The organism is Amycolatopsis sp. DSM 110486 (assembly GCF_019468465.1).
Lineage (GTDB): Bacteria > Actinomycetota > Actinomycetes > Mycobacteriales > Pseudonocardiaceae > Amycolatopsis.
In genome coordinates, this window is the sequence record NZ_CP080519.1 from 7257404 (window position 1) to 7278403 (window position 21000).

General features: G+C 71.6%; 23 protein-coding genes. 9 read left to right on the plus strand and 14 right to left on the minus strand.

The genetic code is table 11. The features are described from left to right. Positions 1-80 precede the first annotated feature (80 nt). The 4 genes from K1T34_RS35175 to K1T34_RS35190 all read left to right on the plus strand — a co-directional run bounded on the left by K1T34_RS35175 (position 81) and on the right by K1T34_RS35190 (position 5472). A complete protein-coding gene (locus K1T34_RS35175) occupies positions 81-746 on the plus strand; it encodes a GntR family transcriptional regulator (RefSeq protein ID WP_220239025.1) in 666 nt (221 codons plus the stop codon). A gap of 143 nt (positions 747-889) precedes the next feature. Beyond that, positions 890-2980, plus strand: coding sequence for a hydantoinase/oxoprolinase family protein (locus tag K1T34_RS35180; protein ID WP_220247574.1), 2091 nt, complete (start codon positions 890-892; stop codon positions 2978-2980). A gap of 3 nt (positions 2981-2983) precedes the next feature. Further along, on the plus strand, positions 2984-4861 hold the full coding sequence (locus K1T34_RS35185) for a hydantoinase B/oxoprolinase family protein (protein WP_220239026.1): 1878 nt from the start codon (positions 2984-2986) through the stop codon (positions 4859-4861). Then, positions 4858-5472 (plus strand): isochorismatase family protein, encoded by a 615-nt coding sequence (locus K1T34_RS35190; protein ID WP_220239027.1) that lies wholly within the window; start codon positions 4858-4860, stop codon positions 5470-5472. Before K1T34_RS35185 ends, K1T34_RS35190 begins: the two co-directional genes overlap by 4 nt. 66 nt (positions 5473-5538) lie before the next feature. On the opposite strand, the gene K1T34_RS35195 is transcribed toward K1T34_RS35190, so the two are convergent. The 6 genes from K1T34_RS35195 to K1T34_RS35220 form a co-directional block, all read right to left on the minus strand. Then, positions 5539-5733, minus strand: coding sequence for an antitoxin (locus K1T34_RS35195; protein ID WP_220239028.1), 195 nt, complete (start codon positions 5731-5733; stop codon positions 5539-5541). Between the two features lie 114 nt (positions 5734-5847). Then, positions 5848-6147 carry a putative quinol monooxygenase gene (locus K1T34_RS35200; RefSeq protein ID WP_220239029.1) on the minus strand — a complete coding sequence of 100 codons (300 nt, stop codon included), beginning with the start codon at positions 6145-6147 and terminating at the stop codon, positions 5848-5850. Between the two features lie 49 nt (positions 6148-6196). Further along, positions 6197-6463, minus strand: a complete 267-nt coding sequence (locus K1T34_RS35205; RefSeq protein ID WP_220239030.1) for a hypothetical protein — start codon at positions 6461-6463, stop codon at positions 6197-6199. A 94-nt stretch (positions 6464-6557) separates the two neighbouring features. Further along, positions 6558-6791, minus strand: a complete 234-nt coding sequence (locus K1T34_RS35210; RefSeq protein ID WP_220239031.1) for a non-oxidative hydroxyarylic acid decarboxylases subunit D — start codon at positions 6789-6791, stop codon at positions 6558-6560. A gap of 23 nt (positions 6792-6814) precedes the next feature. After that, positions 6815-8236, minus strand: coding sequence for a non-oxidative hydroxyarylic acid decarboxylases subunit C (locus K1T34_RS35215; protein WP_220239032.1), 1422 nt, complete (start codon positions 8234-8236; stop codon positions 6815-6817). Then, complete coding sequence (locus K1T34_RS35220) at positions 8206-8811, minus strand: non-oxidative hydroxyarylic acid decarboxylases subunit B (protein ID WP_220239033.1); 606 nt, start codon at positions 8809-8811, stop codon at positions 8206-8208. Before K1T34_RS35220 ends, K1T34_RS35215 begins: the two co-directional genes overlap by 31 nt. 78 nt (positions 8812-8889) lie before the next feature. Here K1T34_RS35220 and K1T34_RS35225 point away from each other — a divergent pair, with 78 nt between their 5' ends. Together K1T34_RS35225 and K1T34_RS35230 are read left to right on the plus strand one after the other, a co-directional pair. Further along, positions 8890-9297, plus strand: coding sequence for a MarR family winged helix-turn-helix transcriptional regulator (locus tag K1T34_RS35225; RefSeq protein ID WP_220239034.1), 408 nt, complete (start codon positions 8890-8892; stop codon positions 9295-9297). A 45-nt stretch (positions 9298-9342) separates the two neighbouring features. Then, positions 9343-10437: a CaiB/BaiF CoA-transferase family protein gene (locus K1T34_RS35230; RefSeq protein ID WP_220239035.1), complete on the plus strand. Its 1095-nt coding sequence runs from the start codon at positions 9343-9345 to the stop codon at positions 10435-10437. Here K1T34_RS35230 and K1T34_RS35235 read toward each other — a convergent pair. Beyond that, entirely contained in the window at positions 10415-10639 is a 225-nt protein-coding gene (locus K1T34_RS35235) for a hypothetical protein (RefSeq protein WP_220239036.1), read from the minus strand. The two genes, K1T34_RS35230 and K1T34_RS35235, sit on opposite strands and share 23 nt — an antisense overlap. Positions 10640-11115: 476 nt before the next feature. Here K1T34_RS35235 and K1T34_RS35240 point away from each other — a divergent pair, with 476 nt between their 5' ends. Further along, positions 11116-11385 (plus strand): hypothetical protein, encoded by a 270-nt coding sequence (locus tag K1T34_RS35240; RefSeq protein WP_220239037.1) that lies wholly within the window; start codon positions 11116-11118, stop codon positions 11383-11385. 229 nt (positions 11386-11614) lie between these two features. Here the strand turns inward: K1T34_RS35240 and K1T34_RS35245 are convergent, their stop codons facing one another. Further along, complete coding sequence (locus K1T34_RS35245; RefSeq protein WP_220239038.1) at positions 11615-12550, minus strand: LysR family transcriptional regulator; 936 nt, start codon at positions 12548-12550, stop codon at positions 11615-11617. A gap of 192 nt (positions 12551-12742) precedes the next feature. On the opposite strand from K1T34_RS35245, the gene K1T34_RS35250 reads away from it, so the two are divergent. Both K1T34_RS35250 and K1T34_RS35255 read left to right on the plus strand, forming a co-directional pair. After that, the gene (locus K1T34_RS35250) at positions 12743-13987 is read left to right on the plus strand and encodes an MFS transporter (protein ID WP_220239039.1); all 1245 of its coding nucleotides are present in this window, start codon (positions 12743-12745) and stop codon (positions 13985-13987) included. A gap of 10 nt (positions 13988-13997) precedes the next feature. Then, complete coding sequence (locus K1T34_RS35255; RefSeq protein ID WP_220239040.1) at positions 13998-14390, plus strand: PPOX class F420-dependent oxidoreductase; 393 nt, start codon at positions 13998-14000, stop codon at positions 14388-14390. 3 nt (positions 14391-14393) lie between these two features. Here the strand turns inward: K1T34_RS35255 and K1T34_RS35260 are convergent, their stop codons facing one another. From K1T34_RS35260 to K1T34_RS35285, 6 genes are all read right to left on the minus strand, one after another. Next, positions 14394-15611, minus strand: a complete 1218-nt coding sequence (locus K1T34_RS35260) for a cytochrome P450 (RefSeq protein WP_220239041.1) — start codon at positions 15609-15611, stop codon at positions 14394-14396. Positions 15612-15859: 248 nt separating this feature from the next. Continuing rightward, the gene (locus K1T34_RS35265) at positions 15860-17419 is read right to left on the minus strand and encodes a metallophosphoesterase family protein (protein WP_220239042.1); all 1560 of its coding nucleotides are present in this window, start codon (positions 17417-17419) and stop codon (positions 15860-15862) included. Positions 17420-17591: 172 nt separating this feature from the next. Beyond that, positions 17592-18128 carry an HD domain-containing protein gene (locus K1T34_RS35270; protein WP_220239043.1) on the minus strand — a complete coding sequence of 179 codons (537 nt, stop codon included), beginning with the start codon at positions 18126-18128 and terminating at the stop codon, positions 17592-17594. Further along, the gene (locus K1T34_RS35275; RefSeq protein ID WP_220239044.1) at positions 18125-18946 is read right to left on the minus strand and encodes an inositol monophosphatase family protein; all 822 of its coding nucleotides are present in this window, start codon (positions 18944-18946) and stop codon (positions 18125-18127) included. The genes K1T34_RS35270 and K1T34_RS35275 overlap by 4 nt, the downstream gene beginning before the upstream one ends. A gap of 76 nt (positions 18947-19022) precedes the next feature. Continuing rightward, on the minus strand, positions 19023-20228 hold the full coding sequence (locus K1T34_RS35280; protein WP_220239045.1) for an alpha-D-ribose 1-methylphosphonate 5-triphosphate diphosphatase: 1206 nt from the start codon (positions 20226-20228) through the stop codon (positions 19023-19025). A 34-nt stretch (positions 20229-20262) separates the two neighbouring features. Then, a complete protein-coding gene (locus tag K1T34_RS35285; protein WP_220239046.1) occupies positions 20263-21000 on the minus strand; it encodes an ATP-binding cassette domain-containing protein in 738 nt (245 codons plus the stop codon).

Consider the following 21000-nt stretch of genomic DNA (forward strand, 5'->3'; position numbering starts at 1 on the left):
AGAGCAAAACTACGCCCAACGTCTTGCGTCGAACAAGACTCCAGCCTAGATTGCACACAATCTGCGAGACGAGGTGACGGGTGACACAAACAGCGACCTCAACCACGCGCACGGTGGACGCCCTGCGCGAGCTCATCCTGCGAGGCGACTTCCCAGCCGGTTCGCGGCTCGGTGAGGTCGAGCTGGCCGTCCGGCTCGGCGTGAGCCGGACCCCGGTCCGCGAGGCGCTGACCCGCCTCGCAGCCGAAGGACTCGTGGAGCTCGTCCCCAACCGCGGGGCCCGCGTGAGTCAGTGGAGCGTCGAAGAGCTGGAAGGGATCTTCGACCTGCGCACGCAGCTTGAACCCCAGCTCACCGCGCTCGCCGCCCCGAACGCGAGCGACGCGGACCTCGCGGCGCTCGACGAGCTCGCCGCGCACATGGTGGAGGTCGGACACCCCGGACCCGGGCAGGACCTCGACGCGCTGGTGCCCCTCAACCGCGAGTTCCACGCCAAGCTCGTGGCGCTCGCCGGGCACCCGGCGCTCGCCGGAGCGCTCGCGACCGCCGTCCACGCGCCGGTCGTGCTGCGCAACTTCCACACCTACGACGAACAGTCCCTGCGGCGCAGCCTCGCGCACCACGTCGAGATCGTCGCCGCCCTGCGCGCCGGCGACCCCGACTGGGCACGGGCAGTGATGACCGCCCACATCCGCAACGCCCGCACCGTGATGGTCCGGGCCGCCAAAGATCAGGAGAACCGTTGACTCATCTCCTCGGCCACACCACGACGGCCAGCTCGTCCCCCCAACAGCAACCACAGCGCGAGATCGCGCCGGCGTCTCGCTCAGGCGGTGCGATCGGCCCCCGGCCGATCCGACCGCCTGAGCGAGACGCCGGCTCCCAGGCGATCTCGCACGCCTCGGCGGAGCCGAGGCCAAATTACAGACTCGGTGTCGACGTCGGCGGCACCTTTACCGACGTGCTGCTGGTCGAGGAGACGACCGGCGGCACCTGGCGGGCGAAGACCCCGTCCACCCCCGCGGACCAGTCGGTCGGCGTCCGCAACGGCATCGCGAAGGTGTGCGCCGACGCGGGCATCGCGCTGAGCGAGGTCGCGCAGGTGCTGCACGGCACGACCGTGGCCACCAACGCCATCCTCGAAGGCAAGGGTGCCCGCGTGGGGCTCGTGACCACGCGCGGGTTCCGCCAGGTGCTGCAGATCGCGCGCTCCTACGTCCCGGGCGGGCTCGCCGGCTGGATCATCTGGCCAAAGCCGGAACCCTTGGCGGCGCTGGAGAACACCGTCGAGGTCGACGAGCGCATCGCCAGCGACGGCGGGGTGATCCGCCAGCTCGACGAGGCCGACGTGCGGGCCCAGCTGGAGAAGCTGCGCGGCCGCGGGATCCAGGCGCTCGCTGTGTCGCTGATCAACTCCTTCGCCGACTCCGCGCACGAGCGCCGCGTGGCCCGGATCGCCGCCGAAGTGCTGCCCGGCGTGCCGGTGTCGCTGTCGTCGGACGTGCTGCCCGAGCTGCGCGAGTACGAGCGCACGGTCACCACCGTCGCCAACGGCTACGTGCAGCCGCAGGTGAAGAAGTACGTCGAGACGCTGGCGAGTGAGCTCGCCGGCAGCGGCGTGGCCGGCGAGCTGGCCATCCTGCGCAGCGACGGTGGCCTTTCGGGGGCCGACGCCGCTGTCGCCGCCCCCGTGACGATGCTGCTGTCCGGCCCCGCCGGCGGCGTGACCGGCGCGGTGTGGGTGGCCGAGCAGTGCGGCCACCGCGACCTCATCACGTTCGACATGGGCGGCACGTCCACCGACGTCGCGCTCGTGCAGGACCTCAACCCGCGCATCGGCCGCGAGACGCAGGTCGGTGACCTCACCGTTCGGGCGTCCAGTGTGGACGTTCGTACGGTCGGCGCCGGCGGCGGATCCATCGCCCACGTACCGGAACTGACGAAGGCGCTGCGCGTCGGCCCGCAGTCGGCGGGTGCCGACCCCGGCCCCGCCGCGTACGGCAAGGGCGGCACGGAGCCGACGGTGACCGACGCCAACGTGGTCCTCGGCTACCTGCCCGCACAGCTGGCCGGCGGCGAGATCACGCTCGACGTCGAAGCCGCCCGCACGGCCGTCGCCAAGGTGGCCGGCGCGATGGGCCTGCCGAGCGTCGAGGCCGCGGCGGCCGGGATCATCGACATCGTCAACGAGAACATGCTCGGTGGCCTGCGGCTCGTCTCAGTGCAGCAGGGTTTCGACCCGCGCGACTTCGCGCTCGTCGCGTTCGGCGGCGCGGGTCCCTTGCACGCCAACGCCCTCGGCAAGCTCACCGGCGCGTGGCCCGTGATCGTGCCGCCGTCACCCGGCGTGCTGTGCGCGCTCGGCGACGCGACCACGAGCCTGCGGGACGTGTCGGCCCGCACCGTACTGCGCCGCTTCGCCGACCTCACCGGCGCCGAGCTCGTGCAGATCCTGCGCGAGCTGGGCGACGAGGCCGGTGGCCGGCTCGTGGAGCAGGGGCTCGACCGCGCCGACCAGACGCTCGGTTTCCAGGTCGACGTGCGCTACCACGGCCAGGGTTTCGAGATCCCGGTCGAGGTCGACCCGGCGTCGCTGGACACCCCCGACACCGCGCTCGACCTGCTGGCCAAGCACTTCGACGCCGAGCACGACCGGCTGTTCTCCTTCCTGCTCAACGTGGACCACGAGCTGGTCAACGCCCGCGCCACCGTCACCGGCCCGCGCCCGTCGGTGGCGGCCGTGACGCTGGCCGAGGGCACCGGCGACCCGGTGGCCGCGCTGGTGGACACGCACCCGATCCACGTGTCGGGCAAACAGCTCGAGGCGAAGGTCTACGACCGCGCGAAGCTCCTGGCCGGTGACGTCGTCGCCGGGCCCGCGATCGTGACCGAAATGGACTCCACGACCCTCGTGCTGCCCGAGCACGCCGCCACCGTGCACGCGTCGGGCAGCCTGCTGATCACCCCGCTGGAGGGCTGAACCTTGGCTGAGATCATCGAGACCGCCACCGGTGCGATCACCAGGTCCGAAGTGGACCCGGTCACCCTCGACCTCATCGAGAACGGGCTGCGCAACGCCCGTTACGAGATGGACGAGGTGCTCTTCCGCACCGCGCTGTCGCCCGGCATCCGCGAGCAGCACGACGAGTTCCCGCTCATCGGCGACCCGAGCGGCAAGATGGTGGTCGGCCAGTTCGGACTGTCCATCCCGGACTTCCTCGAGGGCTTCGACGACACCATCGAAGAGGGCGACGTGCTCATGACGTCGGACCCGTACGCGTGCGGGGCGGCGATCAGCCACGCCAACGACTGGCTGATCGTGATGCCGATCTACCACGAGGGCCGGCTCGTGGGCTGGGCCTCGATGTTCGGGCACATGTCCGACGTCGGTGGCAAGACCCCGTCCTCGATGCCCACCGACGCGCGCACGATCTACGAAGAGGGCGTGGTCGTCCCGCCGTTCAAGCTCTACCGCAAGGGAAAGCTGAACGAGGACGCCCTGCGGATCATCCTCAACCAGGTCCGCATGCCGGACTGGAACCGCGCCGACCTCAATGGGCTCGTCGCCGCCTGCCGCACGGCGTCGCGCCGCGTGGTGGAGATGTGCGACCGGTTCGGCACGGCGACCTACCTGTCCGCTTTGGACGCTCTGCTGCAGCGCAACTACGACGCGATGAAGATCCTGCTGCAGACGGTGTTCGAAGACGGCAGGACGATCAGCTTCACCGACTACATCTGCGACGACGGTGTGGGTTTCGGCCCCTACGAGCTGAAACTTTCCCTCACCCGCACCGGCGAGAAGGTGCACCTGGACTTCACGGGCAGCTCGCCGCAGGCCGCGGGGCCGATCAACTACTACATCAACGAGAACCTCACCCGGATGTTCTTCGGGATCTACATGATCACCGTGGCCGACCCGCAGATCCTGTGGAACGACGGGTTCTACCCGCTGGTCGACGTGACCATTCCGGACGGTTCCTACTGGAAGCCGAAACATCCCGCGTCGCTCAACGGCCGCAACCACGGCATCGGCCGCGTGTTCGACCTGTTCGGTGGCCTGCTCGGCCAGACGAACCCGGCGCTGCTCAACGCGGCGGGCTTCTCGTCCAGCCCGCACTTCATGTACTCCGGCAACTACTCGAGCGGTGAGCGCAAGGGCGAGTGGTTCCAGCTGTACTCGATCGGCTTCGGCGGCATCCCCGGCCGGCCGCTGGGCGACGGGCCCGACGGGCACTCGCTGTGGCCGAGCTTCGTCAACATCCCTTGTGAGTACCTGGAGTCCTACTACCCGCTGCGCATCGAACGCTGGGAGACCGTCGCCGACACCGGCGGCGCGGGCCTGCACCGCGGCGGCAACGGCGTGGACGTGACGTACGTGTTCGAGGAGCCCGGCACGATCGCGATCCACGACGACCGCTGGCTCACCTACCCGTGGGGCGTCAACGGCGGCGCACCCGGCGCTCGCGGGACCAAGTGGATCGACCGCGCGGACGGCACGAAGGAAGTGCTGCCCAGCAAGTGCCACGACGTTCCGGTGCACACCGGCGACGTGCTGCACTTCGTCACGTGGGGTGGCGGCGGCTGGGGCGACCCGCTGGAGCGCGACCCCGCGCTGGTGGGCCTGGAGGTCGAACGCGGTCTCGTGACGCCGGACGGCGCCCGCGGCTACGGTGTGGTCGTGGCGGCGGACGGCACTGTGGACACCGACGCGACGAAGACGTTGCGCGATCAGCTGCGCGCGTCGCGGCCGGCGGAGCTGCCCGTGTTCGACATGGGTCCGCCGATCGAGGAGCTGCTGGCCAACTGCGAGGCGGAGACCGGCCTGCCGGCGCCGCAGCGCCCGGTCTGGTCGGCGACATGAACGGGCCGCACGGGTCCGCGTTCTCCGGCCGGCTCGGCTGGGGAGCGCGGCCCGCGCTGCTCGTGATCGACCTCGTGCGCGCGTACACCGAGCCCGGCGGGCCGTTCGAGCTTCCCAGCCCAGGGCCTGCGGTCGAGGCGACCCGCGCGTTGCTCGAGGCCGCCCGCACGGCCGGACACCCGGTCGTGTGGACGTCGGTGGCCTACACGCGCGGCCTCGCCGACGGCGGGCTGTTCGTGGAGAAAGTCCCGGCGCTCAAGGCATTCGAGGCAGGTGCCGAGGGCGGCTGGGGCGAGATCGGCCCGCTGAAGCCCGAGCCGGGGGAAGTCGTGGTGGTCAAGCAGTACGCGTCGGCGTTCTTCGGCACCTCGCTGGCGTCCACTTTGCACGCGTCCGGTGTGGACACTCTGGTCGTCACCGGGGTCTCGACGTCCGGGTGCGTGCGAGCGTCCGCAATGGACGCGCTGAACCACGGGTTCCGGCCCCAAGTCGTGCGGCAGGCGTGCGCGGACCGAACGGAAGCCGTGCACGACAACAATCTGGTGGACCTCGACGCGAAGTATGCCGACGTCGTGGACCTCGACGAAGCGTTGGAGAACCTCAGGAAATAACCACGAGGGGCCTCCCCGGCCGGCTCGGGATACCGGCGGGGAGACCCCTCTTTGGTGCGGCCGCGACTACTTCTGCTGCTCGTCGCCGCCGAAGCGTTCCTTCAGCTTGTCGGCACCCTTCTGGATCTGGTCGCCGTGCTTGCCGCCGGTCTTTTCGTCGGCGACGTCGGCGGCCTTGTCCACGCCCTGGTCGACCTTGTCCGGGTGCTGGCCCGCGAACTCCTGCAGCTTCTCCTTGGCCTTGTCGAACATGCCGGCCATCTCTCGCTCCCTTCCGTCGTGCCGAATTCCGGTGAACGTTTCGAGGAGTACCCAGCAGCTCACCGGGTCAGCCTCATTGTCCCCTCATCGGGTGAGATGGGAGCGGGAGGTTTTTCAGTTGAAGCGGCCGGCTCCGTCGATGTAGGACACCTTGTCGACGGTGATCCCGCCCTCGAGCAGCTCGTCGGCCCGCGCGACCAGGCCGCGCAGCGCGTCGTTGCCACTGTGGACCTTCAACGCGTCGAGGTCGGCGAACATCTCGTAGAAGACGAACTCGTCCTCACGCTTGTTCAGCAGGTAGAGCAGGGTGCCCTCTTCCTGCCGAGCCGCGTCGACGAGCCCGCGCAGCAGCTGCTCCACCTCCGCCTCCTTGCCCGCTTTGGGACGGATGTAGGCGATCTGCGCGACTGTCATTCCTGACCTCCAAGACGAGGGTGTTCCCGGCTCTCCCAACCTACTGGGTTCAGGGTGCGACGGTGCTGTGGTGTTGGAAGGGCCATTGCGCCACCGGACGCGCGAGCAGCTCCTCCGGCGGGTCGGGCAGCCGCGGGGGAACGGCGTTCCAGCGCGCGATGACCACAACGCGGTCCTGTCCGCCCAGGTAGACGTCGGCACCGGCGAAATGCTCCGTGGCCGTGAGTTCCGGCACGGCGGTGGCCTCGACCCAGGACAGCAGGTCTTGCTGGCGGCCCGGCGCTGCGCGGACTTCCCACATCAGTGTGTCGCTCATGGCCGCGACTCTACTGTGCCGATCGTTACCAATCCGACCGCAGCCACGGCCGAATGGCTTCGCAGCAACGGCTACGTGCCGCGTGGGGGTCGACCTACTTTGGCCGGATCAGTAACGGCGGCACCGCGGGCACGTCAGTGGCGGCGGCGATGTCCTGCGCGGTCAGGCGGAACGCTTCGGGGTAGTGCGCACGCTGGGTGCGGCGGGCCGGTTCCGTGCTGCGCCAGGTGTAGCGGCAGCGCGCGCACTGGTGGACGGTCCACACCCCGGCGACGGGGGAGTCGGCGAGCTTCGCGACATCGGGGTGGTCACAACGGGGGCAGGTCACGGGCGAGGCTCCTTCCGGGGCGGTCATCGGGCGGCCAGCTTGCGCAGTTTGTCCACCCACGCGGCGGTTTCCGGCAGGTCCTTCACCGGCTGGCTGAAGTGGCCGCGCTCGTCCGGGGCGACGGGGGTGGTCGCGTCGATGATCATCTTGTGGGTGATGCCCGCCGGGTCGGCCGCCGGATCGAGGGCGACCACGGGCAGGTTCGGCAGCACCAGCACGTCGCCGGCGGGGTTGACCTTCGTGGACACCGCCCACATGACCCGGGGCAGGTCGAACGGGTCGACGTCCTCGTCGACCACGATCACGGTCTTCAGGTACCCGAGGCCGTGCGGCGTGGTCATGGCGCGCATGCCGACGGTTTTCGCGAAGCCGCCGTAGCGCGACTTCGTGGAGATGATCGCCAGCAGGCCGTGGGTGTACATGGCGTTCACCGCCCGCACCTCGGGGAACTCCGCCGTGAGCTGCTGGTGGACCGGCACGCAGGTGTTGGCGGCCATGAGGAAGTCGATCTCGGTCCACGGCATCCCGAGGTAGAGCGACTCGAACACCGGGTGCGTGCGGTAGGAGATCCGGTCGATCCGGATCACGGGCATGCTGCGCCCGCCGGAGTAGTGGCCGGTGAACTCGCCGAACGGGCCCTCCAGCTCGCGGCGCCGGCCGACGATCACGCCCTCCAGCACCACTTCCGCGCCCCACGGCACGTCGAGGCCGGTCAGCGGCGCGGCGGTGACGGGGGCGGGGGCACCGCGCAGGGCGCCGGCCAGCTCGTACTCGTTCTGGTCGTAGGCCAGGGGAGTGGCGGCGACGATGGGGATCACCGGGTCGTTGCCCAGCGCGATCGCCACCGGCAGGTCCTCGCCCGCGCGCTCGGCCTTGGCCAGCTGGAGCGCGATGTCGTGCATCGGCACGGGCTGGATGCCCAGCTCGGCGGGGCCTTTCACCTGCAGGCGGTAGATGCCGACGTTCTGCTTGCCGTCGTTGCCGGGGTCCTCGGGATCGCGCGAGACGACGGCGGCCTTGTCGAGGTAGAAGCCGCCGTCGCCGTCGTTGAGGCGGAACAGGGGCAGCACGGAGAACAGGTCGACGTCGTCGCCTTCGAGCACGTTTTCGGCCCACGGCGGGTCTTCGCGGCGCTCCACGGGCACGGGGAAGGTCTCCCAGCGGCGGATGAACTCGGCGACCTGGTCCTTCACGCCCGTGTCGGCGGGCAGACCCAGCGCGAGCGCGTGGTTGGCCCAGGAACCGTGGACGTTGAGGGCGACCCGGGCGTCGGTGAAGCCTTCGAGGTTGTCGAAATACAACGCGGGGGCGGCGTCGCCGAGCTTCGGCGCGGCGTTGGCGGCCGCGGCGAGGTCGGGCTCGGGGGAGACCTGCTCGGTCACCCGGACCAGCTGGCCTTCTTTGTCGAGCGTGGTCAGGAACGACCTGAGGTCGTCGTGGGGCATGGGTCCTCCTGCGGGTTCAGCCCGGTCCAGCGGCGGGCCGCGGGCGCGGACAGGCCGAACTGGTCGAGCACGCGCGCGACGACGTGGTCGAGCACGTCGTCGAGCGACTGCGGGTGGTTGTAGAAGGCCGGCATCGGCGGCACCATGACCGCGCCCATGCGGGTGAGCGCGAGCATGTTCTCCAGGTGGATCTCCGAAAGCGGCGTCTCGCGCGGGACCAGCACGAGCTTGCGCCGCTCCTTGAGCACCACGTCGGCGGCGCGGCCCAGTAGGCCGTCGGCGTAGCCGGTGCGGATGCCGGCGAGGGTTTTCATGCTGCACGGCACCACGATCATGCCGTCGGTGCGGAACGAGCCCGACGAGATCGAGGCCGCCTGGTCCTCGGGCGAGTGCACGACGTCGGCCAGTTCACCGACTTCGCGCGCGGACAGCGAGGTCTCCAGGTGGATGGTGGTGCGCGCCCAGCGGCTGAGCACAAGGTGCGTCTCCACGTCCGGCATCGCGCGCAGCACCTCGAGCAGCCGGATGCCGAACGGGGCGCCGGTCGCGCCCGTCATGCCGACGATCAGCCGCACGGCGGCACCTCCTCCGGGGTGTCGTTCACTGGATAAGTTCGTATACGAACCGTTCGCATTCATACTAACATGGCGATCATGACGAGCCGGATGGACGAGTCGGTCTTCCACGCGCTGCGGCGCGCGATGCAGGAGCACGGGGCCCGTTGGCAGGCGACGCTGCCGGGGCTCACGAAGCCGCAGTACGCCGTGCTGGTGGCGATCTCGGAGACGCCGGGGCTCGACCAGGCGTCGGCCGGGCAGCGGGCGGCCACGGACAAGGCGACGCTCGCGAACCTGCTGCTGCGCCTGGAAGAACGCGGGTTGATCACGCGCACCGTGGGTGCCGATCGGCGCCGCCGCGAGCTGCGGCTCACACCGGCGGGGGAGGAGCTGCTCGCCACGGCGATGCCTGTCGTCGATCGGGTGAACGAGTCGATGCTCGCGCCGCTCGACGACGAGGAACGGCGCCAGCTCGTGGCGCTGCTCACCAAATTGGCGCTGTGAGGCCCGGTAGGGTCGGGCGATCGGCACCGGAGCTGAGGAGGGCACGTGGCGGGACCGCTGAGCGGACTGAAGGTCGTGGAGCTGGCCGGGATCGGCCCGGGCCCGCACGCGTGCATGGTGCTCGCCGACCTGGGGGCCGACGTCGTGCGCGTGGAGCGTCCGTCTGGCTCGCTCGACCTCACCGGCGGCAAGGCGGACCCGTTGCTGCGCGGCCGGCGTTCCGTCGCGGCCGACCTGAAGACACCCGAAGGCCGTGACCTCGTGCTGCGGCTCGCCGCGAAGGCCGACGTGCTCGTGGAGGGCCTGCGTCCCGGCGTGACCGAACGCCTCGGCGTCGGCCCGGCCGACTGCCACGCGCTCAACCCGCGGCTGGTGTACGGCCGGATGACCGGCTGGGGCCAGGAGGGCCCGCTGGCGCAGCGCGCCGGGCACGACATCAACTACATCGGGCTCGTCGGCGTGCTCAACGCGATCGGCCGCGCGGGCGAGCGGCCGGTGCCGCCGCTCAACCTCGTGGGCGACTTCGGCGGCGGATCGATGTTCCTGCTCGTCGGCGTGCTTTCCGCGCTGTGGGAACGGGAGCGCACGGGCCTGGGCCAGGTCGTGGACGCCGCGATGGTCGACGGCACGAGCGTGCTCGCGCTGATGGTGTGGTCGTTGCGAGGCCTCGGCGTGTGGTCCGACGAGCGCGGCGTGAACCTGCTCGACGGCGGCGCGCCCTTCTACGACACCTACGTGTGCGCGGACGGCCGCTACGTCGCCGTCGGCGCACTGGAGCCGCAGTTCTACGCGGCACTGCTCGCCGGGCTCGGCCTGGAATCCGCGGATCTGCCGCCGCAGCTGGAGAAAACGAGCTGGCCGACGCTGCGGGCCGAGTTCACCAAGGCGTTCCTCTCGCGCACGCGCGACGAGTGGGCCGAGGTGTTCGGCGGCGTCGACGCGTGCGTCACCCCGGTGCTGGAGCCGGACGAGGTCGCGGCGCACCCGCACATCGCGGCGCGCGCCGGCCTGGTCGAGCTCGACGGGGTGCTGCAGCCCGCTCCCGCGCCGCGGTTTTCGCGGACGGCACCGGATCTGCCGTCTTCGCCGCCGAAGCCGGGCGCCGACACGGAAGCGGTCATCGCCGACTGGGGCGTGTGACGGGCACCGGTTCCTCGCTGCGTCGCGGGGCGAGCGCCGGCACGGCCACCGCGACCACGGCGCCGCACGCGCCGACGAAGACGAACACCGCCGGGTAGCCCAGCGACAGGGAGATCTGGCCGACCAGCAGCGGGCCGAACGCGAGCGTCTGGTTCAGCGCGGCCACGAGGCAGCCGAAGATCACGATCGCGGCGAGGGCCACTCTCCGTTGGTAGTGCGTCCAGGGGAGGTGGCCGAGCCGGGCGGGCCGCGGCACGTCAGTCCCTTTCGGACATCAGTGCGAAGCGGCCGCGGGTGGTGCCGCTTCGGTTACCGCGGTACCGCCCCGCCGAGGGTGGTGGCGGGGCGGTACCTGATCGGGCGCGGTGGGGTCACCAATCGGCGCCGGAGACCACCTCGGCGGGCGGCACGGTCTCGGCACCGAGCGCGCACGCCAGGGCGGCGAGCTCGGCGGTCTGGACGGCCGGCGGGTTCACCAGTCGGCCTTGGGGGCGAGGGAAACAGAGTTCGTCGTCACGGGACAGGCTCCTTTGCTCGATCGGCGGAAGGGGGCACGAGCGGGGAGAGGGGAAGTCTCGGAGTGGGCAGTGCCGGAGTGGGCAGTGCCGGAGTGGGAGAGGCCTCGGAAAGGGAAGTCTCCCCGTGGGAGGTTTCGGAGCGGCAGGTGGAGACAGTGGAATGGCCGCGTACGCGCCCCTTGGTGCCGCCCGCGGTCACCGGTCGGCCCCCTCGGCCGGCCGGGTCCGCCACGAGCAGCACCCCGGGATCGGGCACCGCGCCCAGACCCCGCACGGCGGCGGCCGGCGGCCGCGACGCCCCGGGACCGAGAACGAGGACGTCGCGGACGCCCTCGAGGAGTCCGTCGTCGGACCGCGGGCTGTGCCCGGGGTGCGCCATTCGCCCTGGCGCTCCGACCGGATCCGTGCGGCCGATTTCCCGGCTGCGTGAGCCCGCCATCCGGGCCGTCGGCGCGCCCTGGCCCGTGTCGCCAATTTCGCGCACGGCGGCTCGGAGCGCCTCGTCGGCGGCCCCCGGCAGGCAGCGCAGGGTTGCCGCGGAAGGGGTCGCGCACACCCACGCGGAGGACTCGGGAGTCCTCGGGTGAACGGACGTGGCGGCCATGATCACGAAGCGTAGGGAGCCGGGTGGTGGTGAACAACGCCATCGCGCGGCGGGATCATTGCACGCGGCGTAACGGTCGCGACATGCGTTTGCCGTGGGTGCGGGCGATGCGCGCGAGGGTCTGCACGCTGCCGGCGACGGTGGAGCTGCGGTGCCATGCCAGGAAGATCGTGCGGCCGGAGAACGACGGGTCGTCGATGGGGATGCGGGTGATGCGGGGGTGCTGGTGGTCGTTCATGCCCTCCGGCACCACCGACACGCCGATTCCCGCGCCGACCATGGACTCGACGACGAACAGGTCGTTGCCCTCCACCGTGATCCGCGGGACGAAGCCGGCCCGCGCGCACGCGTTGACCATGTGCGTGCGGCTGCTCGAACCCGGTTCCATGGCGACGAACGGCCGCTCGCTCACCTCCCGCAGCGACACGCGCTTGCGCCCGGCGAGGTCGTCGCCGACGGGGACGGCCAGCAGCAGCGACTCGGTGAACAGCGGCTCCACCACGAGGTCCGACTCGGTCGGCGCCACCGACGAGAAGGCGGCGTCGGCGTCGCCGCGCAGCAGCGTCTCGACGACGCCGGTGGCCGGGCTTTGCGTGCAGCGCAGGCGCAGCTCGGGCCGTTCGGCGAGCAGGTCGGCCAGTACGCCCGGCACGAACCCCAGCCCCAGCGAGTACGTGTGCGCGATCCGCAGGAGCCGTTGCGGCTCGCCGGCGTCCGCGAGCGCCGCACCGACCGCGTCGGACCGCGCGCGCAGCACGGCGTGCGCTTCGCGCACCAGCACGTGGCCCGCCGGCAGCATCCGCACGCGGCGGCCGTCCTGCTCCACGAGCCGGATCTCCAGCTTCCGCTCCAGCGCGCGGATCCCGCGCTGGACCGTCGCCACGCTCACGCCGAGCTCCACGGCGGTCTGCCCGAAGTGCTCGGTGTCGGCGAAGCTCAGCAGCAGCTCCAGGTCCGCGAAAGTGACCTTGCCGGCGCGTCCGTCGTCCACCCGTCCGATTATCCGCCGAGGGTCGAGGTGACGGATGTCGCTGCGAATGTCACCTTTCCGGCCTGGTCGTGCGGGATGTCGTTCCACCAGCCGCGATGCAAGTGCCGGATGGCGCGAGAGAGGGGTCCGAAAGTACCGTTGCCGCTGCCCCGATGGTCATTTCGGCGGCCCGGTCCCGCTATCGTCATCCGGATGCGGGGGCTGGGGGCGGATTTCCGACGGTTGTGGTGGGCGTTCACCGCGAGCGAGACGGGTTCGGCCATCGGCTACGGCGCGATGCCCCTCGTGGCGGTGCTGATCCTGCACGCGTCCGCCGCAGAGGTGTCCCTGCTCGCCGCGATCCCCGGCCTCGCCGGCGCGCTGATCTCCCTGCCGATCGGCGGGTTCGTGGAGTTCCGGCGGAAACGGCCGGTGATGATCACCGCCGACGTCGTGCGGTTCGTCGCCCTCGCGAGCGTGCCGGTGGCGATCGGGCTCGGCGCGGTGTCGCTGGCTCAGCTGTACGTGGTCGGTGTCGTGCAGACGGTCGCGCTCGTCGCCTTCACCGCTGCCAGCGGAGCGCACCTACGGGCACTGGTCACCGCGCGCCAGCGCGCCGAAGCCGCCAGCCGCTTCGAAGCCGCGAGTTGGACGGTGAACTCCGCCGGGCCACCCGTCGGCGGAGTGCTGGTCTCCCTGACCGGCCCGGCCGTGACGATGCTGGTCGACGCCGTCTCCTACCTCGCGTCCGCACTGGGCGTGCGCTCGCTGCGCAGCCCCGAGCCACCGCCGCCCGCGCGCACCACGTCGGCGCACGTCGGTCGCGACCTGCTCGAGGGCTGGCGCTACCTGCTGCACAGCCGCGAACTCGCGCTTCTGTTCGGCAACGCGCTGCTCTTCGGCTCCGCCGTGCTCGCCATCTCGCCGCTGGAGACCGTGTTCATGCTCGACGACCTGGGCTTCCGTCCGTGGCAGTACGGCCTCGTCATCGGCCTGCCCTGCCTGGGCGGCGTCCTGGGTGCCCGCCTCGCACCCCGCCTGGCGGCGCGCTTCGGCACGCGCCGGGTGCTGGTCTGGGCCGGGATCGCCCGCACGCCATGGGTGTTGGCCATCCCGTTCGTGGGGCCCGGCCTCGGCGGCGTGCTCGCGTTCCTGGCGATCGACACCCTGCTGCTGCTCGGCGCCGGGGTGTTCAACCCGCTGTTCAGCGCCCACCGCATGACGTTGACGCGCGAGGACATGATGGCGCGAGTCCTCGCCGGCTGGTCCGCCGGCAGCCGCCTGGTCCGGCCGCTGTTCATCGTCGCCGCGGGCCTCCTCGCGAGCGCCACGGACGTCCGGGTCGCGATCGCCGCCGCGGGTGTCCTTTGTGTCCTCAGTGTCCCGTTGCTCCTGGTCCCCGGAACCCGCGAAACCAGCACGGAACCTGACTCGATTACCCCCGCGACCGGCGGCTAGCGTGAGACCCATGGATCTCCCCGCCGGTCTTCTCGCTCTGCTGGAACAGCCGAGCCTCTGCTTCATCGCCACGACCATGCCCGACGGCTCGCCGCAGCTGACGCAGACGTGGGTGGACACCGACGGCAAGCACATCCTCGTCAACACGGTCGAGGGTTTCCGCAAGGTGCGCAACATCGAGCGCGACCCGCGGGTGGCGCTGAACATCGCGGACGCGACGCACCCGTTCCGCTACTTCACCGTCCGCGGGCGCGTGCTGGAGGCGACCACCGAAGGCGCCGCCGAGCACATCGACAAGCTCGCGCTCCGCTACACCGGGCAGCCCTACGCGTGGTACGGCGGGCGCGACCAGGTGCGGCTGTTGCTGCGTATCGAGGCCGAGCACATCGGGTCGATGGGCTGAAGCTCAGAACAGCCGCACCGGCAAGGACTCGTGCCCGTTGGTGATGAACGACGCCAGCGGGCGCAAGTCCTCGGCGGGAACGGCCAGCGCCAGCTCCGGAAACCGCGCGAACAGCGCGGGCAGCGCGATTTCTGCCTCCATCCGAGCCAGCGGCGCGCCCAGGCAGTAGTGCGCGCCGTGGCCGAACGCCAGCGACGACTTGTTCGCCCGCGTCACATCGAAAACCCCGGCGTCGGGGCCGTGGCACGCTTCATCGCGCCCGGACGGGCCGAACGAGGCCAGGATCGGGTCCCCGGCGTGGATCGTGGTGCCGGCGACGTCGATGTCGGCCAGGGCGTAGCGCAGGGGCAGGTGGGAGACGGGCGACTGCCAGCGCAGGCTTTCGTCGATCACGTCGGACCAGCCGCGGTCGCCGTCGAGCACGAGGCGCAGCTGCGCGGGGTGCGTGAGCAGCGCGGCCACGGACTGGTCGAGGAGATTGACCGTGGTCTCGTGCCCGGCCGTGATCACCAGCATCAGCGAGTCGAGCAGTTCCGCGTCTGTCAGGGCGGAGCCGTCGTCGTCGCGCGCGGAGATGAGGACGGTGGCCAGGTCGTCGCCGGGCTCGGCTCGGCGCGTCTCCACGAGGTCGCCCAGCAGTTCGTACAGCCGCGCGACGTTGGCGGTCGCCTCCTCAGCCGTGGCCGACGTCGCGAACAGTCCCGCCACGCCCTCGCGCAACCCCGGCCGTGACTCCTCCGGCACGCCCACGAGCCGGCAGATCACCTCGATCGGCAGCGAGTAGCAGTAGTTCTCGCGCAGGTCGGTGTGCGCGGGCCCGGCGGCGAGGCCGTCGAGCAGGTCCGCGGTGAGCTCCTCGATCCGCGGCCGCATGCCCTCGATGCGCCGCGGTGCGAACGCCTGCGACACCAGCGAACGCAGCCGGCGGTGCTCGCTGCCGTAGGCGGTGAACATGTTCTGCACCGAAACCCAGATGTGCAGCGGCCAGTCTTCGGGGATCTCGCCGGCGCGGTAGGCGGGCCAGTGCCGCCGCGGGTCCTTGGACACGCGCGGGTCGGTGAGCAGCTGTTTCAACACTGCGGGGCTCGTGACCGCCCACGCCGGCACGCCACCCGGCAACTCGACCGGCGTCAGCGGCCCGCGTTCGCGCAGCCGCGCGCCTTCGCCGTGCACGTCGCGCGCGGCGGGGTCGAGCACGAAGGGAGTCGCGGTGTGGTCCATCGGCAGGCGCTCCTCGCTGGCCGGTGTGTCCACAGAGGACGGTTGTCCTCGCCGAGCACCGGTGCCGGGAACCGTAGCGCGCGACCCACCCGAACCGTCCCCCGGGAAGGGGTCCGGATGATCATTCAGGGTGAAGACCGTCAAGAGGGGTTGACGCGCCCCGAACGCGCGCCCCGGACGCGCCCTGGACGCGGAAAAGGGCGCCACCCCGGCCCACCCGGATGGCGCCCCGCCCTCGGAGATTCCGCTCAGCCGTCGGAGCGGCGGCGGTGCAGCGAGAACTTCTCGAACACCGAAAGCTCGCCGTGCGGCTTGTTCACGTTGTAGTAGGTCACGTGCATGGTCGTCGTGTCGCCGCGGTGGCGGCCCGGGTCCACGGTGAAGGACGCGAAACCGTAGGGGTGCTCCTCGTCGCGGACCGCGCTCCACACGGCCTGCTCCTTGACGTAGGTCGACACGCGCTTGCCCGTGCCCGGGTCGGCCTTCGCGGAGACGGCGGTGATGACCTTGCCTGTGCCGTCCTTGAAGAAGCTGCCGTTGGTCGTGCCGGAGACCCCGCCGCCGCCGAGGATCATGTGCACGGTGCCGTGCGAGGCGTCGATGTTGTCGGTCGCCGTCGAGACCGGGTTCGGCGTGAGCGTCTCGCTGCCGGAGACCACGCCGTGCACGGCCAGCGAGCGCTCGTAGTCGTGCTCGTGCCCGCACAGCACCAGGTCCACCCCGTACTGGTCGAACAGCGGTCCGTACTTCTCGCGCAGGCCGAGGTCGGCGCCGTTGGCGTCCGACGTGCTGATCATGACCTGGTGCATCGCGACGACGATCCAGTCGATGTCGTTCGACGCGCGGGCCGCGGCCAGCTCCTTCTTCAGCCACGCGAGCTGGCGGCCGCCGGAGTAACCGCTGATGTAGACGTCGCCCCCGTCCTGCAGGGCGTTGTCGTCGTTCTGCAGCACGATCACGCGCACCGAACCGGCGGTGAAGCTGTACCAGAGGCCGGCCAGCTCGCGGTCGGTCTCGGTCGAGGGCAACTGGAAGTAGGCCTGGTACGCGCCGAGGCCGATCTCGCCGTTGAGCTTCTCGATCTCGTGGTTGCCCGCGGCGGGCATCCACGGCCGGTAGCGCGCGGAGCGGGTGTTGTTGGTGAAGAAGTTGTTCCACGTGCGCACGCGGTCGACATCGAGGTTCGCGTAGCAGAGGTCGCCGTTGAGCAGGTGGAACAGCGGCGCGACCGTCTCGATACCGGTGACGATGTCCTTGGTCGCCGGCGTGGAGTTGGCGTCGAGGCCCACGGCGCCCGCGGCGTTCCAGGTGACCTGCGGCGCCGACTGGTCGCCGAAGCTGGTGAACGTGAAGGCCGAGCGGCCGCTCGGGGCGGTGCGGAAGGTGGCCGCGTCGGGCGTCGCGCCGTCGTGCTGCGCGGCGTAGATGTACTCGGTGCCCGGGCGCAGGTGGTCGAGCAGCGCGTGGTGCACCCACACGGTGCGGCCGGACGTGCCGTCGACGTACGTGCGCGTGTCGGCCTGCGCCACGGCGCCGAAGCCGCCGTCGAGCGTCCCGTACAGCACGCGCGGCTTGCGCACGGAGGCTTCGGTGATCCACGAGACCACCATCTGGCGCGCGGGGTCGCGGCCGAAGGTGAGGTGCAGGCCCTGCACCGGCGTGGTGCCGGAGCCGACCTGCGGCACGAACGCGGCGCTCTGCGGCGCGGCGGCGGCCACTCCGGTGCCCAGCAGGGGCACTGCGGCGCCCGCGCCCAGCAGGCCCAGAGCCCCCCGGCGGCTTACGGTGTGTTTGCTGGTCTCGGACATGACCCTCCTCGGCTTCGGCCAGGAGAACCTAGGCGCGCAGGCCGACGCGGTGATGAACGAGACCTGTCAGCCGCGTGAAGTGTCTCCGAGCGCGGGTGTCCGCTCTGGGCCGGACGGTCCAATCAGGACACCCGCGCACCGGAACTTTTCGGGCATAGGCGGCGAAACCGCGTCAGCGGCTCGCGAGGAACCGGTCGTACGCGGCGACCACATCGGCGGTCGCCAGCGCCGGGCCGTCCGGGTCCTTGGCGTCGTCGTCCCAGCGGCGGACGAGCACGGCCTCCTCGGCGTTCGGGTGGGACGCGAACTCGGCGACCTCCTGGGCCGTCATCGGGCCGCCCTGGACCTTCAGCGACGCGACGGACGCGGGGCTGAGGTGGTCGTGGTACTCGGCGTCGGTGGCGACGAGGTAGCGCTTGGCCGGCACGTGCTGCGCGATGATCCACGCGGCGCGCTCGCCGAGATGGCGGCGGGCGAACTCGGCGCCGGACAGCTCGTGCGGCAGGCCCGGCCACTCCTCGCGGACGGCCCGGGCGCGGCCGATGTCGTGCAGCGTCGCGGCGAGGACGAGCTCGTCGTCGCCGCCGTGCTGCTTGGCGAACCAGCCGGCTTGCAGCGCGTGGGTGCGCTGGTCCACGGCCTCGCCGCCGTAGGGCAGGCCGGCGAGACCGTCGACGAGCTCGGCCAGCGCTTCTCGGGTGAGGGTCACGGCTTCTCCTTCAGCGTGCTCACGAGCTCTTCCGCGAGCTCGCGGGTGGCGGCGACGACACCGGACCAGCGGCGCGTCAGGTCGGGGTCGATCTCCAGCGGACGGCCGTTCACGTCGAGCACGGCGCCGCCGGCGGCGGGGACCATCACCATCGCCGCGGCGAGGTCCATGATCCGGTGGGTGTCGGAGCCCGCGTCGGCGAACGCGTCGGTGGAGCCCTCGGCGACCAGGGCCGCCTCGAGGCAACTGGTGGACAGGATCCGCACGCGCGAGGCGCGCTTGGCCACGCGCCACCACGCGTCGTCGTCGGGGCCGTGGGGGCGCAGCAGGCTCACGGCCGCGCCGTCGAGTTCGCGGCGGCCCGTGGTGCGATACGGCGTCGGCCGGCCGGCGACGGCGTGCCAGCAGCGGCCGGTGTCGAGCCAGCAGGTCAGGGCCTCGGTCGCGACCCCGTCCACGGCCACGACCCCGGCGAACGCCGAGAGCGGCACGCCGGCGGCCGCGTTGGCGGTGCCGTCGACCGGGTCGACCACGAGCGTCACCGACGAACCGTGGTCGATCACGCCGATCTCTTCGCTCAGCAGGTTCACGCGGTGGGAGTCCACGACCTCGGCGACGGCGGTGTCGACGAGGATGTCCAGTCGCATCGTCGGCGTCCCGTCGGCGCCGATCTGCACCTTCTCCGCCAGCTCCGCGCGGGTGTGCTTCGCGCGGGCTGCCGCGAACGCGGCGACGGCCGCGCGGGTGGCGTCGGCGAGGGCGGGGTGCGTGCCCTCGGGGATCACGGGCTCGGGCACGGGCCATCCGATGAAACTCATGCGCGCACCTCGCTGCGCTCGGCGCCGCGGCTGAGCCGCGAAGCGCTGTGTCGATTCGATTCCCTCGCGAGCGCGGTCATGCCTTGCTCACCAGGGTGGTGTGGACGACCGGCCACCGCGGGCCCGCCGCGATGAGGGCCAGGTCGGCGCGCCGGCCGGGTTCGAGCCGGCCGCGGTCGTCGAGCCCCGCGACGGCCGCGGGACCGCTCGTGACGAGCCCGATGGCTTCGGACAGGGTCACGAGGCCGTCGTCGACGAGCGCGAACGCCGCCGCGAGCAGGCCCGAGGGCAGGTAGTCCGACGCGAGCGCCGTCACCAGGCCCAGCGCGACGAGGTCGCGGCCCGACGCGTTGCCGTTGTGCGAGCCGCCGCGCAGCACGTTCGGCGCGCCCATCACCACGGGCAGGCCGCGTTCACGAGCCTCGCGCGCCGCCTCGACGGTGGTCGGGAACTCGGCCACGGAACCGCCGCGTTCCACCAGCTCGCCGATTTCCTGCGCCGACGCCGGATCGTGGCCCAGCAGGCGGATCCGGCCCGCGCGGGCCTGCTCGCCGAGCCACGCCATCGCGTCCTCGCGCACGCCGAGCCGGCCGTCGCGCTCGGAGATCAGGTTGGTCACGTGCTCCGCCGCTTCCTGCTCCGACAGCCCGCGCACGCCCATGAGGTAACGCTCGTAGTAGCTGCGGTCGGCGTACTGGCCCTGACCCGGCGTGTGGTCCTCGTGCGACACGAGCGGCGCGACACCGGCGTCCGAGGCCTCGGCGATCCGGCTCTGCAGCGCCTGGAGACCTTCGGGGGAGCGGACGTCGAGCCGGTAGAGGATCCGGTGGTCCACCAGGTTCGCCGAGCGCTCGTCCACCGCGTGGCACACGTCGTGGGCGCGCTCGACCGTGCGGGCCAGCCCGCGGCCGTGGCTCTGCTCGAACCCGGCGCCGTGGAACGCGGTCGTCACCGCCGCCGCGCGCAGCTTGCCCTCGAACGACAGCAGCGCGAACTCCATCGGCAGCTCGGCGCCGGGCCGCGGCAGGCGTTCCTTCTCCAACCCGTCGCTGTGCACGTCGACCAAACCGGGGATGCACAGCAGGCCCTGACCGTCCACATCGGCCTCGACGCCCGGCGCGTGCGGCTCCACGGCGGCGACCACGCCGTCGCGCACCGCCACCAGCGCGTCGTCGAGCACGTGGTCCGGCAGCACCGCGCGCACGTGCCCGAGCACGTAGTCCGCGGGCGGCGCGCCGAGCGTCCACTGATCGGTTCGGGCCTCGAACACTTCGGTAGTCATGCCGCCTCCGCGGTAGTGAGAACGTCGGCAGTGGTCATGCCACTTCCTCCAGGATTTCGTCAGGAGCACCGTCGCGAGCGATGCGGCCGTCGCTCATCAGCACGACGCGGGAAGCCAGGCGCCGCATGGCGTCGAGGTCGTGGAACACCGCCAGCACGGCCACGCCTCGCGCGGTGAGCGAGGCGATGAGCTCCAGGGCGGACTCGCGGTTGGCCGGGTCCAGAGCGGACACCGGTTCGTCGAGCAGCAGCAGGCGCGGCGGCCGGACGGTGCCCGCGGCGAGGTTCACGCGCTGGCGTTCGCCACCCGAGAGCACCGAACAGTCGACGTCCCACAGCGCCTCGTCGAGGTTGAGCCGCTTCAGCGCTTCGGCGGCGGCTTCCCGCGCCTCGGCGCGGTCCACGCCGCGCCGCCGGGCCGTGGCGGTCACGACTTCGAGCGGTCCGGTACGCGGGGGAGCGGCCAGGAACTGGGACACGTAACCGAATTCGCGGCCGCGCACCCGGGCCATCGCACGGTCGGGCAGCTCCGTCAGCTCGAGCTCGGTGCCGTCGGCGGTGCGCAGCCCGACCGAGCCGGAGTCGGGCAGGTAGGTGCGGTTCACGCAGCGCAGCAGCGACGACTTGCCGGCACCGCTGGGCCCGGCGAGCGCCACGTGCTCGCCGGCGCGCACGTCGAGGTCCACGCCGTGCAGCGAGTGCACGGTGCGGCCGTCGATCGTGTGCAGCGTGAACGACTTGCGCAGGCCGCGCAAGGACAGGACGGGGGACAC